The organism is Arthrobacter sp. PAMC25284, from assembly GCF_019443425.1.
GTDB classification, from domain to species: domain Bacteria; phylum Actinomycetota; class Actinomycetes; order Actinomycetales; family Micrococcaceae; genus Arthrobacter; species Arthrobacter oryzae_A.
The window spans coordinates 2,368,719-2,386,894 of sequence record NZ_CP080382.1 but is presented as its reverse complement, the minus strand read 5'-3'; the positions used below and the strand labels follow the sequence as shown (position 1 = coordinate 2,386,894).

Annotated in this window: 15 protein-coding genes and 1 pseudogene; 11 read left to right on the top strand and 5 right to left on the bottom strand. The window is 67.0% G+C overall.

Going from position 1 to position 18,176, the window contains the following annotated elements:
* Nucleotides 1-20 precede the first annotated feature (20 nt).
* The gene (locus KY499_RS11045) at nucleotides 21-647 is read right to left on the bottom strand and encodes an alpha/beta hydrolase (RefSeq protein ID WP_258190723.1); all 627 of its coding nucleotides are present in this window, start codon (nucleotides 645-647) and stop codon (nucleotides 21-23) included.
* Nucleotides 648-1,034: 387 nt separating this feature from the next.
* Between KY499_RS11045 and lysS the strand changes: the two are divergent.
* The 9 genes and pseudogenes from lysS to dhaM all read left to right on the top strand — a co-directional run bounded on the left by lysS (nucleotide 1,035) and on the right by dhaM (nucleotide 11,649).
* Nucleotides 1,035-2,568 (top strand): annotated as a pseudogene (gene lysS, locus KY499_RS11040) (lysine--tRNA ligase).
* A gap of 2 nt (nucleotides 2,569-2,570) precedes the next feature.
* The gene (locus tag KY499_RS11035) at nucleotides 2,571-2,759 is read left to right on the top strand and encodes a hypothetical protein (RefSeq protein ID WP_123253611.1); all 189 of its coding nucleotides are present in this window, start codon (nucleotides 2,571-2,573) and stop codon (nucleotides 2,757-2,759) included.
* 168 nt (nucleotides 2,760-2,927) lie between these two features.
* Nucleotides 2,928-3,254 carry an Lsr2 family protein gene (locus KY499_RS11030; RefSeq protein ID WP_123253612.1) on the top strand — a complete coding sequence of 109 codons (327 nt, stop codon included), beginning with the start codon at nucleotides 2,928-2,930 and terminating at the stop codon, nucleotides 3,252-3,254.
* A 341-nt stretch (nucleotides 3,255-3,595) separates the two neighbouring features.
* Nucleotides 3,596-6,088 carry an ATP-dependent Clp protease ATP-binding subunit gene (locus tag KY499_RS11025; protein ID WP_123253613.1) on the top strand — a complete coding sequence of 831 codons (2,493 nt, stop codon included), beginning with the start codon at nucleotides 3,596-3,598 and terminating at the stop codon, nucleotides 6,086-6,088.
* A gap of 193 nt (nucleotides 6,089-6,281) precedes the next feature.
* On the top strand, nucleotides 6,282-8,411 hold the full coding sequence (locus KY499_RS11020; RefSeq protein WP_219885398.1) for a prolyl oligopeptidase family serine peptidase: 2,130 nt from the start codon (nucleotides 6,282-6,284) through the stop codon (nucleotides 8,409-8,411).
* Nucleotides 8,412-8,455: 44 nt separating this feature from the next.
* Nucleotides 8,456-8,965 carry an amino-acid N-acetyltransferase gene (locus KY499_RS11015; protein ID WP_123253615.1) on the top strand — a complete coding sequence of 170 codons (510 nt, stop codon included), beginning with the start codon at nucleotides 8,456-8,458 and terminating at the stop codon, nucleotides 8,963-8,965.
* Between the two features lie 391 nt (nucleotides 8,966-9,356).
* Nucleotides 9,357-10,358, top strand: coding sequence for a dihydroxyacetone kinase subunit DhaK (gene dhaK, locus KY499_RS11010; protein ID WP_123253616.1), 1,002 nt, complete (start codon nucleotides 9,357-9,359; stop codon nucleotides 10,356-10,358).
* 2 nt (nucleotides 10,359-10,360) lie between these two features.
* A complete protein-coding gene (gene dhaL / locus KY499_RS11005) occupies nucleotides 10,361-10,987 on the top strand; it encodes a dihydroxyacetone kinase subunit DhaL (RefSeq protein WP_123253617.1) in 627 nt (208 codons plus the stop codon).
* Nucleotides 10,984-11,649, top strand: coding sequence for a dihydroxyacetone kinase phosphoryl donor subunit DhaM (gene dhaM / locus KY499_RS11000; protein WP_219885397.1), 666 nt, complete (start codon nucleotides 10,984-10,986; stop codon nucleotides 11,647-11,649). Before dhaL ends, dhaM begins: the two co-directional genes overlap by 4 nt.
* A gap of 49 nt (nucleotides 11,650-11,698) precedes the next feature.
* On the opposite strand, the gene KY499_RS10995 is transcribed toward dhaM, so the two are convergent.
* From KY499_RS10995 to KY499_RS10985, 3 genes are read right to left on the bottom strand one after another with little or no spacing between them, the layout of a single operon-like run.
* Nucleotides 11,699-12,436 (bottom strand): DUF4386 family protein, encoded by a 738-nt coding sequence (locus KY499_RS10995; protein ID WP_123253619.1) that lies wholly within the window; start codon nucleotides 12,434-12,436, stop codon nucleotides 11,699-11,701.
* A gap of 34 nt (nucleotides 12,437-12,470) precedes the next feature.
* The gene (locus KY499_RS10990) at nucleotides 12,471-13,004 is read right to left on the bottom strand and encodes a hypothetical protein (protein ID WP_258190722.1); all 534 of its coding nucleotides are present in this window, start codon (nucleotides 13,002-13,004) and stop codon (nucleotides 12,471-12,473) included.
* 44 nt (nucleotides 13,005-13,048) lie between these two features.
* On the bottom strand, nucleotides 13,049-13,885 hold the full coding sequence (locus KY499_RS10985; RefSeq protein WP_308813105.1) for an A/G-specific adenine glycosylase: 837 nt from the start codon (nucleotides 13,883-13,885) through the stop codon (nucleotides 13,049-13,051).
* Between the two features lie 294 nt (nucleotides 13,886-14,179).
* On the opposite strand from KY499_RS10985, the gene KY499_RS10980 reads away from it, so the two are divergent.
* Nucleotides 14,180-14,869 (top strand): hypothetical protein, encoded by a 690-nt coding sequence (locus KY499_RS10980; protein ID WP_123253621.1) that lies wholly within the window; start codon nucleotides 14,180-14,182, stop codon nucleotides 14,867-14,869.
* Nucleotides 14,870-14,920: 51 nt separating this feature from the next.
* On the opposite strand, the gene disA is transcribed toward KY499_RS10980, so the two are convergent.
* Nucleotides 14,921-15,997 (bottom strand): DNA integrity scanning diadenylate cyclase DisA, encoded by a 1,077-nt coding sequence (gene disA / locus KY499_RS10975; RefSeq protein ID WP_123253622.1) that lies wholly within the window; start codon nucleotides 15,995-15,997, stop codon nucleotides 14,921-14,923.
* Nucleotides 15,998-16,421: 424 nt separating this feature from the next.
* On the opposite strand from disA, the gene KY499_RS10970 reads away from it, so the two are divergent.
* Nucleotides 16,422-18,035: a peptide chain release factor 3 gene (locus tag KY499_RS10970; protein ID WP_219885395.1), complete on the top strand. Its 1,614-nt coding sequence runs from the start codon at nucleotides 16,422-16,424 to the stop codon at nucleotides 18,033-18,035.
* The last annotated feature ends 141 nt before the right edge of the window (nucleotides 18,036-18,176 follow it).

Sequence of the window (18,176 nt, the reverse complement as noted above, 5' to 3'; positions counted from 1 at the left end):
TCAGCGGCGCCCGGCGCGGATCAGCGGCGCAGCACGAACCGGTGCCCGCCGCGGCGCACCGGGCCAGGGGCGGACTTCCCGCCGAGCAGGAACCTGGCAGTGATGACGGCAAGCCGGTTACCGGACCGGATGGGCCCGGCGTGCAGCTGTCCCGGGACGCGGGCGGATTCAATGGCGGGCACCCCGGCCGAGAGCATCCTGCCGGTTTCGGCAAAGTACGACGGACTCCAACCGCCGCTGAGCATCAGCGTGGGAGCGGCCACCGCCAGGAAATCGTCGACGGCGGCGTCGGCGGCCAGGACGGCACGCATCTCGGCAACCGCCGTCGGCAAAAGCCCGCGCATTTCGGCGCCCAGGCTGGTCCTAACGGAGAGGACACTGAGCAGTCGCAGGGCGCCGAGCGGCAGCCGGGACACCGGCCCGGCGGTCTCCAGGCCCTGGACCAGATGGGCCCAGGCGTCATCGAGCGCGCCGGCTGCCATGGAAGCTTCCAGCTCGGGGCGCCAGCGGACCGAGAGGTTCCCGGCGAGGCTGACGGCGGCGTCGTAGGTGACCATGCGGCGGATCGGCACCGCCCTGGCCGCCTGCAGGGCCACGAATCCACCGTAGCTGTGGGCCACGACGTCGGACGCGCAGGACGGCGGCAAGGTCCGCGGTTTCCGTGGCGGCGGAGTAGTCGTCGGGCTGGGGCGACGACCCGGCACGTCCGCGCCTGTTATAGGAGTGCACCGGCTGGCCGGTCAGCCGGCTGAGTTTACGGGCGAAGGGCCAAGAGAGCGCGTCGGTCACCAGCGTCCCGTGCAGCACAACGACGCCGGAACCGTCGTTCTGCGCGGCGGCGGCGCCGGCGGCGGGTCCTGCGGGCCGGAACGTGTGCAGCTCGAGCTGCCCGTCGCCGTCGTCTGTGCTGATCGTCCACGTCTCCACAGCCCTGAGTCTATTCTTGCCGGGCCCGGCCGGGCCCGGCCGGGCCCCGGCCGGGCCCCGGCCGGGGCGGACCCGCGCCGGCGGAACTCCCGGTAAACTTGGGGATTGTGACTTCCCAAAACACCCCTGCCCCGAACACCGCCGCCGAGCCTGCCGACGCCAGCGAGCAGATGCGCGTCCGCATGGACAAGCGCGCCAAACTGATTGAGCGCGGCGGGGAAGCGTATCCGGTGGGTGTCGAGCGTACGCACAGCCTCAGCGAGATCCGCGAAAAATACGCCCACCTGCAGCCCGACGAGACCACCGGCCACGTCGTCGGAGTCACCGGCCGCATCGTGTTTATCCGAAACACCGGCAAGCTGTGCTTCGTCACCCTCCAGGAAGGCGGCTCCGAGGGGAAGGCCACCCGGCTCCAGGCGATGCTGAGCCTGGCCAACATCGGCGAAGAGCAGCTGGCGGACTGGAAGGCCCTCGTGGACCTGGGCGACCACGTCTTCATCAGGGGTGAAGTCATTTCCTCACGCCGCGGCGAACTCTCCGTGATGGCCGAAACCTGGACGATGGCGTCCAAAGCGCTGCGCCCGCTGCCGGTGCTGCACGCCGACCTCAACGAGGAGACCCGGGTCCGCCAGCGCTACGTGGACCTTATGGTCCGCGACGAGGCGCGCGAGATGGTTTACACCCGCGCCGCGATCACCCGCTCCATCCGCGAGACCCTGCACCGCCAGGGCTACGTCGAGGTGGAGACTCCGATGCTGCAGCTCATCCACGGCGGAGCCACGGCCCGGCCTTTCGAAACGCACATGAACGCGTTCGACCAGAAGATGACCCTGCGCATCGCCACCGAGTTGTATCTCAAGCGCACGGTGGTTGGCGGGATCGACCGCGTCTACGACATGGGCCGGGTGTTCCGTAACGAGGGCGTTGATTCCACGCACAGCCCCGAATTCACTACCCTGGAGAGCTACGAGGCCCTGGGCCGATCAGTTCGTGATGGCGGAGCGGATCAAGGAAATCATTCTGGATGCCGCGGACGCTGCCGGCGTCGGCCGTGTTCTGCAGACGGAAGCCGGGGAAATCAACCTCGACGGCGACTGGGCCTGGATGTCGGTATACCCGGGACTTTCCGCCACCGTGGGCCAGGACATCACCCCGGACACCCCGGCCGCCGAACTGCTCGCGCTCGCCGCCAGGCACGAGGTCAAGGTCGACGCCGCGTGGGACGCCGAGAAGCTCGTGGTCGAACTCTTCGGCGAGCTCGTCGAACCGACCCTGCAGAACCCCACGTTTGTCTACGATTACCCGCCGTCCGCCCAGCCGCTGGCCCGCCAGCACCGCAAGGATGACCGGCTGATCGAGGCCTGGGACCTCATCATCGGCGGTATGGAGCGCGGCACGGCGTTTTCCGAACTCATCGACCCGGTGATCCAGCGCGAACGCCTCACCGAGCAGTCCCGGCGCTCGGCGGCCGGCGACGTCGAGGCCATGCAGCTTGACGAAGATTTCCTGCGCGCCCTGGAATACGGTGCTCCGCCCATGGGCGGAATCGGCCTGGGCATCGACCGGCTGGTGATGCTTTTTACCGGCGCCGGCATTCGCGAAACCATCCTCTTCCCGCTGCTGAAGCCCGAAGGACACTGACCGTGGAATACGTAGCAGTCCTGCTGCCATCCGTCGTCGTAGGCCTGATTTTCTGGTTTGCCATGAAATCGATATTCAATGCCGATAAATCCGAGCGGCAGGCCGAGGCACGCGCCCAGGCCGAAGCGGACCACGGGACCGCCGCGCCGGACCCCGAATCAACGGGCGATCAATTCCCGGGCAAGAACTAATACCCCTATTCCGGCCCCGGGATTCTCCAGCAGGGCATTTAGTTGGTTTGGCCGTGTGTGCCCACACGCTGTATACGCTTTGACTATATGGCGTAATCCGGAGGATACTTTCTACAGATACATCCTGCTTTTCTAAATGCTCGCCCTTTTGGAAAGAGAGTCCTTGAAATGGCACAGAAGGTGAAAATCATCCTTGTGGATGATCTGGATGGGGGATCCGCGGACGAAACTGTCCGGTTTGGCCTGGACGGCGTCAGTTACGAAATTGACTTGTCATCGGGTAATGCATCGGAACTCCGTTCCGCCGTCGAACGATTCGTTTCGCATGGGCGTAAAACCTCCAGCGGGCGCCCGACGCGAACGAAGGTCTCGTCCGGAAGGAACCAGGACTCCGCGCAGATCCGTCAATGGGCCCGCGACAACGGATATGCGGTAAACAGCCGTGGACGCATCCAGGCTGAAATTCAGGAAGCGTACCAAAAGGCAAATTCCTAACTGGACGCCGTACCGTCAATAAGTACATCAAATAGGGAAAGCCTCCGCCAAATGGCGGGGGCTTTCCCTATGACCGGGCCGCTGCCGCCCAATTGATGGGCCGTGACGCCCAATTGGACGGCGTCTACCGCCCAATTGGTGGCCTGTGCCGCCTAATTGGCAGGCCGCCCCCACCGCTGCAGGGCAGGGCCGGCGCCGCCGTGCCGGGAAGCGACCCGGCGGGGCAGGGCAGCCATCGGAGAGGCGCGCAAGTCCCTCGGGTTTCCCCTGTGGCGAACACGGCCCAAATCATGAACCCGGGCACGTAGCATCAAAGTAGTCGTAGCTAGGAGTGTGGCGAAATGTTTGAGCGATTTACGGACCGTGCCCGTCGCGTCGTTGTGCTTGCCCAAGAAGAGGCACGCATGCTGAACCACAATTACATTGGTACCGAACACATCCTCTTGGGTCTGATCCATGAGGGCGAAGGTGTTGCCGCCAAGGCCCTTGAGTCGTTGAGCATTTCGCTCGACGGCGTGCGCGAGCAGGTACAGGAGATTATCGGCCAGGGCCAGCAGGCCCCGTCCGGTCACATCCCGTTCACGCCGCGCGCCAAGAAGGTGCTGGAGCTCTCGCTGCGCGAGGCCCTGCAGTTGGGGCACAACTACATCGGTACTGAGCACATCCTGCTCGGCCTCATCCGGGAGGGTGAAGGCGTTGCCGCCCAGGTGCTCGTCAAGCTCGGCGCCGACCTGAACCGGGTCCGCCAGCAGGTCATCCAGCTGCTCTCCGGCTACCAGGGCAAGGAAACCACCGGCGCCGGCGTCGGCCCCGGGCAGGCTGAAGGCACCCCTGCCGGTTCCGTTGTCCTGGACCAGTTCGGCCGCAACCTGACCCAGGCTGCACGCGAGAACAAGCTGGACCCGGTAATCGGGCGCGAATCCGAAATGGAACGCGTTATGCAGGTCCTTTCCCGCCGGACTAAAAACAACCCGGTTCTGATCGGCGAGCCCGGCGTCGGCAAGACCGCCGTCGTCGAGGGCCTGGCCCAAGCAATTGTCCGCGGCGACGTCCCTGAGACCATCAAGGACAAGCAGCTGTACACCCTTGACCTCGGGTCCCTCGTGGCCGGCTCCCGCTACCGCGGTGACTTCGAAGAGCGCCTGAAGAAGGTCCTCAAGGAGATCCGCACCCGGGGCGACATCATCCTCTTCATTGATGAGATCCACACCCTGGTGGGCGCCGGTGCCGCCGAAGGCGCCATTGACGCGGCGTCGATCCTGAAGCCCATGCTGGCCCGCGGCGAGCTCCAGACCATCGGTGCCACTACCTTGGATGAGTACCGCAAGCACATCGAAAAGGACGCCGCGCTGGAGCGCCGCTTCCAGCCGATCCAGGTCAAAGAGCCCTCCGTCGAGCATACAATCGGGATCCTCAAAGGCCTCCGCGACCGGTACGAGGCACACCACCGGGTGACCATCACCGACGGCGCCCTCGCCTCGGCGGCCAGCCTGTCCGAACGCTACATCTCGGACCGTTTCCTGCCGGACAAGGCCATCGACCTCATCGACGAAGCCGGCGCCCGGCTGCGCATCCGCCGGATGACCGCTCCGCCGGAGCTCAAGCTCATGGACGAGAAGATCGCGGCCATGAAACTGGAGAAGGAATCCGCGATTGACGCGCAGGATTTCGAAGGCGCCGCCTCACTGCGGGACAAGGAGCAGAAGCTCATTGCCGAACGTGCCGAAAAGGAACGCCAGTGGAAGACCGGCGGCATGGACGACATTTCCGAGGTTGACGAGGACCTGATCGCCGAAGTGCTGGCGAACTCCACCGGCATCCCGGTCTTCAAGCTCACCGAGGAAGAGTCCTCGCGGCTGCTGAAGATGGAAGACGAACTGCACAAACGCGTCGTCGGCCAGGACGAGGCCATCAGGTCGCTGTCCCAGGCCATCCGCCGCACCCGTGCAGGCCTGAAGGACCCGAAGCGTCCGGGCGGTTCGTTCATCTTCGCCGGCCCCACCGGCGTCGGCAAGACCGAGCTGGCCAAGGCCCTCGCGGAATTCCTCTTCGGCGAAGAGGATGCCCTGATCACCCTGGATATGTCCGAGTACTCCGAGAAGCACACGGTGTCGCGCCTCTTCGGTGCACCTCCGGGCTATGTGGGCTACGAGGAAGGCGGCCAGCTGACCGAAAAGGTCCGCCGTCGTCCGTTCTCCGTGGTGCTGTTCGACGAAGTGGAGAAGGCGCACGCCGATCTCTTCAACTCGCTGCTGCAAATCCTGGAAGACGGCCGGCTGACCGACTCCCAGGGACGTGTGGTGGACTTCAAGAACACGGTGATCATCATGACCACCAACCTTGGCACCCGCGATATTTCCAAGAGCGTGGCCACCGGCTTCCAGTCCGGCACGGACACTCAGACCGGCTACAACCGGATGCGCGCCCGGGTCACGGAGGAGCTCAAGCAGCACTTCCGCCCCGAGTTCCTGAACCGTGTTGACGACGTTGTGGTGTTCCCGCAGCTGACCCAGGACGAGATCATCGAGATCGTCGACATGTTCGTCGGCCGGCTGGAAAAGCGGCTCAAGGACAAGGACATGGGCATCGAGCTCACCCCGGCGGCCAAGATCCTGCTGGCAACCCGCGGTTACGATCCGGCCATGGGGGCACGGCCGCTGCGCCGGACCATCCAGCGCGAGATCGAGGACCAGCTCTCCGAGAAGATCCTCTTCGGCGAGCTGCACGCCGGTGACATTGTCGTGGTGGATGTGGACGGCGAAGGCGACGACGCGAAGTTCACCTTCGACGGCAACGCGAAGCCGGTTATCCCGGAGATCGCCCCGAGCGTCTAGGCATCGACCCGCAGGCCCCGCCCGCTCCGAAAGGAACGGGCGGGGCCTTTGCGTTCCCACCGGCCGTCCACCCGCCGCGCCCCGGCCGCCTTCCGGCCGGTCTGGACGACACGCCCTGCAGCAGTCTGAAAGCAGTGTTTCACTCTTAGTGAACTAAGTGTGGTCCGCGCCACAGGGGGTGTTGAATCGGTGCATGGCTGCCGAAGACTCAGCGATCCTGAGCGCATCACCCGAGACCCCCTTCCATAACCTGGACCACTACCTCGCGATCCCCAGAACCAGCGGTCTGGCGCTCAGTCCCGACGGCGGCCGGCTGGTCACCACCGTGGCCACCCTCAATCCGAAAGGCACCGAGTACGTCACTGCCCTCTGGGAGCTGGATCCGGAGGGCCGGAATCAGGCCCGCCGGATCACCCGCAGCGCCAAAGGCGAGACCGGTGCAGTCTTCGCTGTCAATGGCGACCTCTACTTCATGTCCACGCGGCCCGACCCGGAGAGCCCCGACGCCGACGCGGTCAATGCGCTGTGGATGCTCCCCGCCGGTGGCGGCGAGGCCCGCGTGGCGCTCTCACGCGCCGGCGGCATCAGCTCCGTCATGGCGGCCCGGGATTCGGACACGTTGCTGCTCACCGCCACAGTGCTGCCGGGTTCCACCGGCGAGGACGACGACGAGGAGCGCCGCAAGGCCCGCAAGGACAACAAGATCAATGCCATTCTGCACACCGGCTACCCGGTGCGGTATTGGGACGCCGATCTGGGACCGTCCCAGCCGCGGCTGTTCGCCGTCGAGCCGGGCGAGGACAAGGACCCCGGCAGGCCGGCGACCGTCGATGCCGCGGTCCCGCTGAATCTGCGCAACCTGACCCCCGACGCCGGGGGCGGCCTCCGCGACGCGGAGGCCGTCGTCAGTCCGGACGGGAAAACGGTCTACAGCAGCTTCGAGAGGCCGCTCGCGAAGGCCGACTCCCGCTCCGTGCTGGTCGCCATCGACGTCGCCACCGGCACCCGCACCGTCCTGCTGGACAGTGAGGGGATGAGCTACTTCCCTGGCCCGGTCAGCCCGGACAACCGGACCCTCGTCGTGCTCAGCGAGAGCGACACCACGCCGGACGCGGCCCCGCAGGTCAGACTGCACCTGCTTGACGTCGGCGTGCGGGACACGGCCGTGCAGGCGGCAGGGAAGGGAGCCCTCGTGCCGCTCGCCCACGACTGGGACCGCTGGCCCCGACCCGCCGCCTGGCTGCCGGACGGATCGGCCGTGCTGGTGACGGCCGACGAAGACGGCGCCGCGCCGGTCTTCCGGATCGACGTGGCCGGCGCCACCGGCGCGGTGACCCGGCTGACGGCCGACGCCGCCGCCTACACCAACGTCCTGGTCTCCCCGGACGGGCGCAGCGCCTACGCCCTGCGCAGCTCCTACGAGTTCCCCGCCGAACCAGTGCGGATTGACCTTGCCAGTGGTCATGTCCTGCGGCTTCCGGCGCCCGCCGAACGCCCCGCGTGGAGCGGCTCGCTGGAACGCGTGGAGGCAACGGCCTCCGACGGGACACGCGTGCCCGCCTATCTGGCCCTCCCGGAGGGCGCAGCCGCCGGGAACCCGGCCCCGCTGCTGCTGTGGATCCATGGCGGTCCGCTGGGTTCCTGGAATGCCTGGACCTGGCGCTGGAACCCGTGGCTGCTCGTGGCCCGCGGCTACGCCGTGCTGCTGCCGGATCCTGCGCTCTCCACTGGTTACGGCCAGCACCACATTCAGCGTGGCTGGGGCTCCTGGGGGCAGGCTCCGTTCACCGACCTGATGACGGTCACCGACTCCGTCGTGGCCCGGCCGGACATCGACGGGACACGCACGGCCGCGATGGGCGGCTCGTTCGGCGGCTACATGGCCAACTGGGTGGCCGGGCACACGGACCGGTTCGACGCGATCGTCACCCACGCCAGCCTGTGGGCGTTGGACCAGTTCGGCCCCACCACCGACACAGCGCACTACTGGCTGAAGGAAATGACCGCGGAGATGGCGCTGGAGAACTCGCCACACCTGCATGTGGAGAAGATCAATACCCCCATGCTGGTCATCCATGGCGACAAGGACTACCGCGTGCCGATCGGCGAAGGACTGCGGCTTTGGTATGAGTTGCTGGCCGGCTCGCAGCTGGCGGCCGACGACGACGGCAATACCGTGCACCGCTTCCTGTATTTCCCGGATGAGAACCACTGGATCCTCCAGCCCCGGCATGCCAGGGTCTGGTACGGCGTGGTGGAACATTTCCTCGCCCGTCACCTGCTGGACCAGGATCTGCCGGTGCCGCCTGAACTGGGGCTGTGACCCGGCGCCGGAGCGCCGGAGCGGCGGCGCCGTAGGATTGGGCTGTGACTGAGCCGATCCGCATCCGCCCCGCCCGCACCCGTGATGTAGCCGCCATTAAGGCGCTCGTGGCGCCGCTGGCCGACCAGAGAATCCTGATGGCCAAGGAAACGGTCGCGTACTACGAGAGCCTGCAGGAATTCCGGATCGCTGAATCCGCTGACGGCAACGTGATTGGCTGCGGCGCACTGCACGTTATGTGGGAGGATCTCGCCGAGGTGCGCACCCTGGCCGCCTCCGGCGCCTGGCGCGGCCGGGGAGTCGGGCACCGGCTGGTGGAGCAACTGCTGGCGGACGCCAAATCCCTGGGGGTATCACGCGTGTTCTGCCTGACCTTCGAGGTGGATTTCTTCAGGAAGCACGGCTTTGACGTCATGGCGGACCAGAGCGCTGTGGACCCCATGGTGTACTCGGAGCTGCTGCGCTCGCACGACGAGGGGGTCGCGGAATTCCTCGACCTCGCACGGGTCAAACCCAACACGCTCGGCAACACCAGGATGATCAAAGAACTTTAAAATCGCCGGGCCAGAGTCTTCCCATATAATAAAGTCGATGGATAAACTAGTGCGTGCCCAGGGGAGGGCCACAGGACGTCCGGAGGCCAAAATTGCGCACCACCACCGATTTTTTCGATTCTTCTGCCCATTGGACGGCCGTCATTAACGGGCCCGCAGCGGGTGACCCGCAACGGCGCGGGACGATGCCCGCAACAGCTGATACCACCACGCAGGGGACAAACAGCGGCCAGACCGGCGCCGGCAACATCCTCCGGCAGCCGCCGTTTTCGTGGCTGGGCGGCAACGCCTGGCCGAACCGCCCAGTGTAGGGTCCGGGAGGCTACCGCAGGCAGTGACCCGGTAGTAGGGTCTAAGCAAGCAGCCAGGACACCATCCAGGGAGCACCGCCATGAAGAAACTTATCAATGATCCCCGCGCCGTTGTGGACGAGTCAGTGGAAGGGTTCGGGCTCGCCCATGCCGACCTGGTGACCGTCTTTCCGGACCCCAAGTACATCGTCCGGAAGGACGCACCCGTCGCGGGGAAGGTGGGTCTGGTGTCGGGTGGCGGCAGCGGGCACGAGCCCCTTCACGGCGGCTACGTCGGGATGGGCATGCTGGACGCGGCCGTGCCGGGTCCGGTGTTCACTTCACCCACACCGGACCAGATCCTGCCGGCAACCCTCGCGGTCAACTCCGGCGCCGGCGTGGTGCACATCGTCAAGAACTACACCGGTGATGTGCTCAACTTCGAGACTGCCGCCGAACTCGCGCAAGCCGAAGGCATCGAAGTCCGGACGGTTCTGGTCAACGACGACGTCGCGGTGCAGGACTCGCTGTACACGGCCGGACGCCGCGGGGTAGGCGGCACCGTCCTGGTCGAGAAAATTGCCGGGGCCGCGGCGGAGCGCGGCGACGCCCTCGACGCGGTGGCCGCCATCGGGGACCGGGTCAACCAAAACGTCCGCAGCATGGGTGTGGCGCTCTCCGCCTGCACCGTACCGCACGCGGGAGTCCCCAGCTTTGAACTCGAGGACAACGAGATCGAGATCGGGATCGGCATCCACGGTGAGCCCGGCCGGCACAAAATCCCGATGGAGACCGCGGACGGAATCACCGACCGGCTCCTGGACCCGGTGGTCAGCGACCTCGGCCTCGCCTCGGGGGACAAAGTGCTCCTGTTCGTCAACGGTATGGGCGGGACCCCGCTCAGCGAGCTGTACATTATCTACCGGCGGGCCGCGCAGAGGCTGGCGGAGCAGGGCGTCACCGTGGCGAGGTCGCTCGTGGGCGACTACATCACATCCCTCGAAATGCAGGGCTGCTCCATCACCATCCTGCGGCTTGACGACGAAATGACGGAACTCTGGGATGCCCCCGTCCACACCGTTGCCCTGCGCTGGGGTGTCTGACCGTGGGGCTGGATGTCAACTGGGCCATCCGGTGGCTGACGCTCTCCGCCCAGGCCATGGCGGAGCACCGGATGGAACTGATTGAACTGGACCGGCCAATCGGGGATTCCGATCACGGCGAAAACATGGACCGCGGGTTCAAAGCCGTGATGGTCAAGCTCGCCGAGTCACCGCCGGAATCTGCCGGGGCGGCCATGAAGCTGACCGCGATGACGCTCATGTCCAAGGTCGGCGGCGCGGCAGGACCGCTGTACGGGACTGCGTTCCTGCGCGCCGGCACAGCGTTGGGGGACACCGTCGACGTCGACGCCGCCGCCCTTGCCGCCGCTTTGCTGGCCGCCCGTGACGGGATCGTCGCCCGCGGTAAGGCCGAGTCCGGGGACAAGACCATGGTGGATGCCTGGACCCCGGCCGTCGATGCGGCCGCAGGCGCCGCCGAAGACGGCGATGTCCGGGCGGTGCTCCTTGCCGCGGCCGAAGCAGCCGAGGCCGGCGCCGTGTCCACCGACCCGATGCTCGCCCGCAAGGGGCGTGCCAGTTACCTCGGGGAACGCAGCATCGGCCACCGCGACCCCGGAGCCGTCTCCAGCGCCCTGATCCTGCGGGCCGCTGCTGGAGCCGTCGAATGACCGTCCGGCTCGTCGTGGTGTCCCACAGCGACAAGATCGCCGACGGCGCCGCCGAACTGGCGGCCCAAATGGCGCCCGACGTCGTGATCCTGGCCGCCGGCGGAACCGACGACGGCCGGATCGGAACCAGCCTGGAGAAGGTCATGGCGGCGCTGGAAGAGGCCGCGGGCCACGGAGCCGTCATCCTGACGGACCTGGGTTCGGCGGTAATGACCGCCGAGGCTGCCTTGGAATTCCTGCCCGACCCCGGGTCGGTTCTGGTCGCCGATGCGCCCCTGGTTGAAGGACTCGTCGCTGCCGCGGTGGCTGCGCAGACCGGCGCCGACGCGCAGGCCGTGAAGGCAGCCGCCGAGTCCGTCTATCGCCCGCCGCCGCCCGCGCCCGCCCATGAGCACCGGCAGCCGCCTGAGGCATCGGGGGAGTTCGAACTCGTCAACGAGGCCGGCATGCACGCCCGGCCGGCCGCAAAAATCGCCGGTGGCCTGTCGGCCTTGGAGGCCGAGGTGACCATTAACGGCGCCGACGGCGCCTCGATGACGGAGCTGATGATGCTCGCGGCCGGAAAGGGAACGCTGCTGCGCGTGGAAGCCAGCGGCCCGGACGCGGCCCGTGCCGTCGAATATCTGGCTGGTTTGGTCAAAGACGGCTTCGGGGAACCGTAGGGCAGCGCGCCCGCCCTCGCCCAACGCCGGTTCCGGGGCTCATCCGGGGTCATTCCGGACCTGGAGATCCCGCCGATACCAAGCCCGCTTGCGGCCGGTTGTGTCTCGTGTGGCTCCACGCTATCCAGCCGCCGGCCACGGCCGTGAGCAGGGCCCCTGCAGTCTCGAGGACCCGCCCGCCGCCCGTTCCGGCCTGCCCCGGCACAACGCCGAGCATCACTTCCGGGGCAACCCACAGGATGACCCCCAGGACATAAATGAGCACGGCGCCGGCACCCCAAAAGAACCCGGACCAGCGGGGGAGTACCCGGGACTTCCAGACCGCCAGACCGAGGAGTACATGGCCTGGGGCGGCCAGCAGCAGCCCCAGCAGGAAGGCCCACGACAAGGCGGCCGGGTACTCCAGATACAGGGCTCCGTCACTGCCGTCCAGATATGCCTGGCCGATGGCGGGCGCGGTGAAGGTGGAAACGACGGCCGGTACCAGCAGCAGTGCGGTCCCGGCGACGGTCATCACCATGGCGGCCAAAGCCAGGCGTCCTGAACGGCTGTTCGCAAGAGCGCAGCCGAGGGCGAAGACGCCAAAGATTGCCAGGATGGTGCCTGCCGTGCTGCCGACCAGATGGCTGAGCTGGTAGGAGTCCGAACTGACAAAGAGCGCCCAGGCATCCGTATCCTGCTGCGGGTCGGGCCTGGGCCTGATGGTGGACCACGCCGTTACCAGCCCGTAGACCGGCAAGGTCCACAATCCCACCCGGATCCAGTGGCCGATATTCTCTGCGTTCATTGGGCGTGCCCTTCCGTTTCCCCTGGCGGGACTCCTAAGCCTGCCGGAGGCCGCCAGCGTCGAGCACGAGGTTCGCGGTAATAAACCGTGCACATTGTTCGCCAAAGGGGTACGTCACGCGTGGCGTGAACGTGATGGTCCGCAACGGCAGCGGATGGCCGCTCGTGTCCGTCCCGCTCGCCGTCGCATGGATGCTGTCGGCATTCATCCCCTCAAACATCAGCATGCCCGTCAACGTGCCGTCCGGGGAAGACGTTGCCGAACACGGCCGGTCGCCGACGGAGCCCGGTGCGCAGCCCAAGTCGACGGCCGTCCGACCGGGGACGAGTTCCAGGGCAGCTTCCGAGCACCGGTCAGCCTGGCACGCTTTAAGATGTACGGTCTGCACCAGGCCGGCGTAGCCGGCGGCGACGGACAGTGTCACCACCTGGGCCGGGGCGATTTCCGTGCAAGCCTGTTCACCCCGGCAGCTGCCCACCAGCGCCGAGCCGGTGAAGAGCGTCCCGATGAGTGCCAGGCCCGTGAAGGTCAGGCCAGTGGCCCGACGGAAGGCCGCAAAGGTGCGCATCCTCCAGCGTAGGGCGGGAAGGGTTGCGCGGCTAGGGCCGGTGCTCACGAAGGGAGCCGCAAGCCACCTGGGTGAAGTTCCGCGAGTCCGTCTCCCAACAGTCCGGCGAGTGCGCGTTCAAGCTGCTCAGGGGCGCAATTGAGCCGGTGCAGCGCCGCCAGCGGGATGCCGATCCCCGCCGCTTCGAAGCCGAGGTCCGCGGGGGCGCGCCCGAACAGTTCCGGCTCCACAGGTTCGTCGGCAGCGCGGAGGACTGCCATCACGGCGCCCCGGACCTGCCGGTCCGTGCCGTGCCACGATTGCCCCTTCGGGGTGTGGGTCGGCGGCGGCTCGCCGGCGGCAAGCCAGGCACAGGAATCCCGGACCGGGCATTGCCCGCACTTGGGTGACCGGGCGGTACAGACGAGAGCTCCGAGTTCCATGACGGAGGCGTTCCACCGCACGGACGAGGAGACGTCGTCGGGGAGCACTTGGGCGGCCAGACGCATTTCGGCGGCGGTAAGGGCAGGCGAGGGAAGCGCAGTGCCGGAAAGCAGCCGGGCATGGACCCGGCGGATGTTCGTGTCCACCACGGTTTCGCGCCGGCCGAAAGCGAAGGACGCCACGGCCGCTGCCGTGTAGCTGCCGACGCCGGGAAGGGCCAGCAGTGCCGCATAGTCGCCCGGTACCTGTCCGCCGTGGTTGTCCCTGATGGCAACAGCGGCAGCGTGCAGCCGCAGCGCCCGGCGCGGGTACCCGAGACGTCCCCAGGCCCGGACTGCTTCACCGGCGGGCTCGCGGGCAAGATCCGACGGCCCGGGCCAGCGCTCCAGCCACTCCTGCCAGACGGGCAGCACCCGGACCACCGGGGTCTGCTGCAGCATCACCTCGCTGACCAGCACGCCCCACGGCGTGCGGTCCGCGGCCCGCCAGGGCAGCGGGCGGGCAGTGGAGGCGAACCAGCCTGCCAGCGCGCTATGGAGAGCAGGAAGGTCCCGATCCGCCGCATCGGCGGAGCCGGGCAATCCGGCCCGCCCGGTGTGGGGGCGGAGAGGGCGTGCGGCAGGGGCAGCGGGGGCCGGGGCGGCGGCGGAGTCGGCTGGAGCTTTGATTCCTCCAGCCTAATAGATGGCGGCCATGACGGGCTTGCGGCGTGGGACGCCCGCAAGCGCGGCAAGGTTCTCTAGCCTAGAAGAATGGGCAGGCAAGGCAATTCAGAAATAAGCGGTTCACGGCCGACGGGTTCCGGCAGCGGGCAGCCGCAGCGGAAAGCCGGACGGCCGCCGCTAACCGCCGTCTACCGCCGCCGGCGCCTCTTCGTTGGAGTCCTGCTGCTGCTGGTCCTCGCGGTGGCAGCCGGCGGCTTCGCCGCGGTGTCCGGTGCCCTCGGTGGCGGCGGGCAGGCTGACGCCGGCGCCCCAGCCGGGGAGAGTGCGCCGGAAGCGAAAGGGAACACGGCAGGATCTGCGGCGCCGACGCCGGCCGCCACAGCCGGCAGAGGCTGCGACCCGAACCGAGTAAGCGTCACGGCAGCGACGGACCAGCCGATCTACGCGGCCGGGGAGAACCCGATGCTCAGCCTGAGCGTCACGAACGGCAACAAGGTCCCGTGCGAAGTGAACATGGGAACGTCGCAGATGGAATTTCTGATCATCAGCGGGTCCGACCGGATCTTTTCCTCCCGCGACTGCCAGGCCGAAAGTGCCGACCTGTTGAAAACGATCGCACCGGGGAAGACGGAAACCGCCAACTTCCCCTGGCCGCGCAACCGCTCCGTTCCGGGCTGCGTGGCCATTGAAGCCGTGCCCGGCGCCGGCGGCACCTACGTTTTCACGGCCCGGCTGGGTAACGCGCTGAGCCCGAAGGCTGTATTTCAGCTCAACTGACGCCTGCCACGCGCCACGGCCACGCCGTTTCGGAGGTGCCGGAGCCGGCGGTCAGAGGAACCTGTCGAGGAGGCTCGCCTCGGCCATCCGGCTCAGGCCTTCGCGGACAGTCCGGGCACGCTGGTCACCGATGCCGTCCACCGTCATGAGGTCATCAATGGTGGCCGCCATCAGGAACTGCAGGCCGCCAAAGTGATCCACCAGCCGGTCCGCGACCGCCTTCGGCACCGCTTTGAGACCCGAGAGCAGCCGGTATCCCCGGGGCTGCACGACGGCGTCGAGGTTGGCTTCGCCGCCGGCAAAGCCAACGATCCCGGAGATCCGGGCCAGGTCGATCAGCTCGGTGGGGCCCAGGTTCACGAGCGCCTTGACTGCCGCTTCGATGTCCTCCGCCGAGGCATTCGGTCCCGAATAGTCCCGGATGATCACGTCGCTGCCCGGTCCGCGGCCCACCGTGAGTTCGTCGAGTTGCAGCGAGAGCAAGCGGCCGTCTTCGCCCAGTTCCAGGACATACTGCGAAATCTCCTCGGAGATCCGGCGCACCATTTCCTGGCGCTGCAGTGTCACGGCGACATCGCGGACGGTCACCATCGCCTCGATTTCCAGGGCCGAGAGCGAGCTCGTGACCTGGTCCAGGCGTGAGCGGTAGCGCTCAAGGGTGGCCAGGGCCTGGTTGGCCCGGGCCAGGACCTTCTCGGAGCCCTCCAGGACGTGCCGGAGCCCGTTTACGTAGAGGGCGATGATCTGCATTGACTGGCTGACCGAGATGACGGGCACCCCGGTCTGGATGGCCACCCGCTCTGCCGTCCGGTGCCGCGTACCTGATTCCTGGGTTTCGATGCTCGAATCGGGGACCAGCTGGACGGCTGCCCGGAGGATGTTGCTGGCGTCCTTGTCGCAGATGATCGCGCCATCCATTTTGGCCAGCTCCCGCAAACGCGTGGGGGAGAAGTCAATGCCGATCTCAAAACCGCCCGAACAAATGGATTCGACGGTACGGTCGGTGCCCAGCACGATCAGGGCGCCGGTGCGGCCCCGGAGAATGCGCTCCAGGCCGTCCCGGAGAGGCGTGCCGGGGGCCACCCTGCCCAGAGTCGCCTTGAGTGAATCTTCAGGGCTCCGAGCCATAGGTGTTCCCCTTCAAAGGTGCAGGCGTGGCCCGCAGGTAGGCCGGTTTCCAAGGATTTCCAGCGTGGTCAAAAATACTCGGTTGCCCGGTCTGTCCATAGTAGAGGTAAACCAGCCCAACTTCCGCACAGACAAGCCTCAAAGTGGCCCATACGGGGGGCATCAAAGTACGCCCGGGAAGGCGTCCGCGGGCGGTGCCCGGACAGGGCGTTTGCGGCGGCCCGCGGCACGGCCTCGAAGCTGCTTCGGCCGGGGGCGGGGCGCTGCGATAAACTGGGGGACGTATGGCTTGTACTCCGGCGGGGGAGCCCTTCCGGAACCCGGGCGATACCCCTTCCGGACCACCGCCGGCCGCAACGCCCCAGCCACCAGAATGCGCGGCCCCGGATCGCGACCATTTCCAGCCCGCAGCGAAAGTAGCACCGTGTCCCAAGAAGTCCTTAGCCCCGCTCGAGTCCAGGAGATTCACAAGCAGGCGGCCCGACGTCGGACTTTCGCGGTCATTTCCCACCCCGACGCCGGCAAATCGACGCTGACCGAGGCCCTCGCCCTGCACGCGAAGGTGATCGGCACCGCCGGTGCCTCCAGCGGCAAGGCAAACCGCAAGGAAACGGTCTCCGACTGGATGCAGATGGAGAAGGACCGCGGCATTTCCATCAGCTCCGCCGCCCTGCAGTTCGCCTACCGGGACACCGTGATCAACCTGCTGGACACCCCCGGCCACGCGGACTTCTCCGAGGACACGTACCGGGTGCTCGCCGCAGTGGACTGCGCCGTGATGCTCGTAGACGCAGCCAAGGGCCTGGAAACGCAGACCATGAAGCTCTTTGAGGTCTGCAAGCAGCGAAACCTCCCGATCATTACCGTGATCAACAAGTGGGACCGGCCGGGCCTGGACGCGCTGGCGCTCATGGATGAAATCACAGAGCGCACCGGCCTGCAGCCCATGCCGCTGACCTGGGCCGTCGGTATTTCCGGCGATTTCCGCGGCGTGTGGGACCTGCGCAGCGACCGTTTTGCGCAGTTCAAACGCAATAACGCCGGCGCCAATATCGCGCTCACCGAGTACTTCACCCCTGACGAGGCCGCGGCCAGCCAGGGCGACGACTGGACCAACGCCGTTGATGAGGCGGGCCTCGTGATCGAATCCAACCTCGCGTTCGACGTCGAGGCCTTCCACGCCGGCAAAGCCACGCCGATCCTGTTCAGCTCGGCGGCACTGAACTTCGGCGTGAAGGAAATTCTCGATGCCCTCGTGGACTTCGCGCCGTCCGCCGCGCCCCGGCCCGACGTCGACGGCGATGCCCGTCCGGTTGACGCGCCGTTCGCGGGCTTCGTCTTCAAGGTCCAGGCCGGAATGAACAAGGCCCACCGCGACCACGTGGCCTTCATCCGGGTCTGTTCCGGCGTTTTCGAGCGCGGCATGGTCGTCACGCAGGGCCGGACCGGTAAATCCTTCGCGACCAAGTACGCCCAGCAGGTCTTCGGCCGCGAGCGTGAGGTTATTGACGAGGCATTCCCCGGCGACGTTGTGGGACTGGTGAACGCGTCGTCGCTGCGGGTGGGGGACAGCCTCTTCCTCGATGCCCCGGTCGAGTTCCCGGCTATCCCGCTGTTCGCTCCGGAACACTTCCAGGTGGCGCGATCGAAGGATCCCAGCCGCTTCAAGCAGTTCCGCCGCGGCATCGAACAGCTCGAGCACGAGGGCGTCATCCAGGTGCTTCGCTCAGACATCCGAGGGGACCAGGCCCCGGTGCTGGCTGCCGTCGGTCCGATGCAGTTCGAAGTCGTCGAAGACCGCATGGCACACGACTTCAGTGCCCCGATGCGGCTCGAACGCCTGCCGTATTCCCTGGCCCGGATCACCACGGCTGAAGCCATGCCGGTGCTGGCCACTGTGCCCGGCACGGAGGTGTTGCTGCGCTCGGACGGCGAATATCTGGCCTTGTTCAATGACGTCTGGGCGCTGCGCCGGGTCGAGAAGAACCACCCGGACCTGTCGCTGTTGCCGATTGGCACGCACAACCCCGCCAAGTAAGTGAGCCGCTGCCCGGCACAGCCGGATCGCTGCCGACGCGCTACCATAAGTAGACTTACCAACAAAGCGGCCGCGGGGTACCTGACTGCGACCGAGGTCCGTCCTGCCCGATGAAGTGTCGGACGGGTCCTGCACCCAACC